The following is a 3,541-nucleotide window of genomic DNA, read 5'->3' on the forward strand; positions in this document are numbered from 1 at the left end:
AATAAGCGCCACTGGCCTGGAATTCTGAACTGACCTGGATAAATCTCTTCCCGCCCTCACTTCACGGCTGGTATCAAGCTTGATACCAGCCGTGAAAACTGGGCGGATAGAAACTCAAAAAAGTGTCCTGAAACGCGGAGAAAAGGCTCCCGGAAAAAGCTATCGGTGGGATTGCTTTACTTCACCGGGCAGTTCGCTGACAATTATTGGCAACCCCGTTCCGGTGGAATAATGATACAAGCTGAGTGTAATGCTGAATTTATGAGCAAGGCCGTAAATGAGGAAAAAAATTATCTTGACATTGCGGCAAGAACTCACATAGCGTAATCAGTTAAAGATCGACAACGATAACCGGGGTTTGCCTCCTGCATAACAGGATGTTACGCGGAAAATTTGCCGTTGTTTTAATCCCCGCGGAAGGAAAGATCGCGCAAATCGCCCAGAGGAGAAAAGGTATGAAGAAAATCACGTTTTTGGTATTTGCCCTGCTGTTCAGCGCGGCATTGGCAACGGCTCAGGACATTGTAGGATACGTCTTCGCGACCTCCACTGCCGGCAGCTTTCAGGATATGAGCACAGGCACCACGGTGATTTCACCCGCGGGCCTCTATCTGGATGACTATGTTTCTCCCGTATCGAATATCGGATTCACCTTCGTCTATGCCGGAACCGACTACACGCAGTTTTCGGCCAACTCGAACGGCCAGATGCGTCTGGGTCCTTCAAGCGTATCCCAATTCGCGTTTCCTGCTTTTAACCAGGCGCTGCTGCACCCTCTTTTTGGAGATCTTGCCCTCCATTCAAACGGACGCCTGCATTACAAGGTTTTCGGCTCCGCGCCCGACCGCGTTCTGGCTGTGGAATGGGACGGTTTGCTGATTCCCTTCGGATATGTCGCGAACCTCAGCAGAATGCAGGTTTTGCTGCACGAGACCTCCAACCAGATTGAATTCATATATGGCACGATGTACAATAACAGCGGCGGTAATGTGTCCTGCAGGGTCGGCATATCAAGCAGCAATGTTTCCGGCTCGATCGGAAACGTGACGGACATTACGAACACGATCACCTATGTGAACACCGGCACAGCCTGGGAAAGCACATCTTTTCCGCCCGCGGGTCCCCTGCCAAATCTAAACAGCTCCGCGGACGGCTCCAGAAGGGTTTTCAGCTGGACTCCTGCCGGGCCGCCGATCCTGCCCAGCCCGGCGATCCTCGTCAGTCCTTCCGCTGGAGCGCTCCAGGTGCTGGAAACCGCCACCCTGAACTGGGAATCGGGTGGAGGCATGCCCTTCGGCTACAAGCTGAGTTTTGGCACAGACGATCCGCCCACCAACATCCTGTTTGAAGCGGACCTGGGTTACGTGCATTCCTATGAACCGCCTTCCGGCCTTGCTTTCAGCACAAGCTACCACTGGCAATTGATCCCCTACAACGTGAATGGGGACGCTCCCGACTGCCCGGTCTGGAGTTTTACGACCAGGCAGGAACCCGCCGTGATTGCGGACTATCCCTGGCTCGAGGACTTTGAAAACGCCAACTTCCTTGTCTCCGGCTGGACTCCACTCGACCTCGACGGGGACGGGACCTGCTGGATGACGGATTTTGGCTACAACCACACCAGTGGTGGGATGTATGCGGCCAGGCATAATTTTGACAGCGCGGACCAGGATGGTTGGCTGCTCACGCCTCCGGCCTTGATCCCAGCCAGCGGGATCCATGTTCTCGACTGGTGGAACAGGATCGGCGACACCGGTCTGTGGGTGGATTATCAAGTGCTGGCAAATACCTCCAGCGATCCCGGAGATCCTGGCTGGGTCGAGCTCTGGGACTGCAGCGAACCTCCCTCCGGCTGGACAAACGAATTTGTGGACATCACGGCTTTCGCCGGCCAGACGGTTTATTTCGCCTTCAACTACCGCGGAAACAGCAATAATTGGTTCATCGACGACGTGGGCATACACGAACTCACGATTGATGAGATTCCGCCGGTGATCAGCCATCTGCCTTTGTTGAACACTCCGCGGAACGATGTTTCCCAACTCGTTGTGGCGGAGATAGCGGATGATCCCATCTGGAACAATCCCATCGGCGGTGCCGTCCTGTATTACAGCACGGACGGTCTGGACTTTGCCAGCGCCGCCATGACCCTGAACCCGGATACCCTCTATGCCGCGGAGATCCCGGCCCAGCCTTTGGGCAGCTCGGTTTCCTATTACATCCAGGCCTGGGATGGCAACGCCAACCTGGCCACATCGGAGCTGTTCAGTTTCAGCGTGGCCAAACCCGCCTGGATCCGCTATGATCAGGGCGGAAACCAACATCTGGGCGATCCGGACAGCTCTTTCGGCGCTGCCGTGCTGTTCGAAAATCCCTTCTATGGAACAGCCACTCCGCTGCAGCTTCTGGCCACGGATGGCTCCTCATACTTTCAAACCACGGCCATGCTGCATGTGTACGGCTTTGATGGCAGCACCATGACCGATCTGATCATGCCAACGCAGGTATCCTTCGGATATCAGACCAATGAGGTTTTCGACCTCAGCGCCGAGGAGATCCTGATCACCACACCCTATTTCCTGGTGGCCTATGAAGATATCGCTTCGAGCAACTGGCTTCTCTTCGACGACAGTTACGATTATGGCACCTCCTTCGTGAAGGTCGGTGGAGAGCTCTTCGCGCCAGAAGAATCGGGTTCCTGGGTGATCGGAGCTTATGTGACCAATGTCGTAACCGAGCTGGAAAGCCCTGTGGTTAACATTTCTCTGGATGGCGGGGACATCATGCTAAACTGGGAGGACGTCACCAACGCTTCTTCCTACCGCGTGTATGGCGCAAGCGATCCCCATGCTCCGGAACCCTGGACCCTGCTGGCCGAAACGCCTCTCACCAGCCATACCTGGGATGCCGACGTGAGCAGGGGTTTCTTCAAAGTGATCGCCAGCACCGAAACCCCTTCCAGCAAGGCTTCTCAGGATCCAAGCCGCCATTTGGGCTTGAAAGTTCCCCGGATGAAACTGGATATTTTGCCACGGAAGAATGTCCCAGATGGAAAAGATCAACCGGTAAACTGACCTGCCAGGCAAAGCCAGAATATCAAACACCGTCAGTTGGCGGGGGTTTTGATCTTGTTCAGCGTAAATCTTTCATGGGGGTTTCTTTTAATCCGAGCCAGCAGTTGGAGTTCAAGCCGGCACCGATGTGATTGGGGGTTTTCCCTAGAGCAAGTCAGGCTTCCAATTCATCGCTTTTGCTCTGCTCACGTCCAGTAAAGCTTTATAGGTGATCCTAAGCATCGTCTCCATCGATGATCTTCTCCTACAAATCATCTCCTCTTTCTGCATCGGAAAGTAATATCCAGCAATAGGTTAGGCATTAAGCTCCGGGATTAATGCTGGGTTTATGAAAAACCCCTTTGTCAAGTCCTGAAATAGGTTGACTGTTTTTCGTTGTTATATTTCTGAGCTGTAGTGTCGTATTTGTGCTACAGAGCCCCCCATAGAATTGAATGCCCCCGAGCGCTGGATTCCTCTTTCCAACA

Annotated in this window: 1 protein-coding gene; it reads left to right on the forward strand. The window is 53.8% G+C overall.

The genetic code is table 11. The features are described from left to right. The first annotated feature begins 455 nt into the window (after nucleotides 1-455). The gene (locus tag K0B87_09465; GenBank protein ID MBW6514963.1) at nucleotides 456-3,074 is read left to right on the forward strand and encodes a choice-of-anchor J domain-containing protein; all 2,619 of its coding nucleotides are present in this window, start codon (nucleotides 456-458) and stop codon (nucleotides 3,072-3,074) included. Nucleotides 3,075-3,541 lie beyond the last annotated feature (467 nt).

Origin of the sequence: Candidatus Syntrophosphaera sp., from assembly GCA_019429425.1 — a bacterium.
In the GTDB taxonomy this organism is placed as follows: Bacteria; Cloacimonadota; Cloacimonadia; order Cloacimonadales; family Cloacimonadaceae; genus Syntrophosphaera.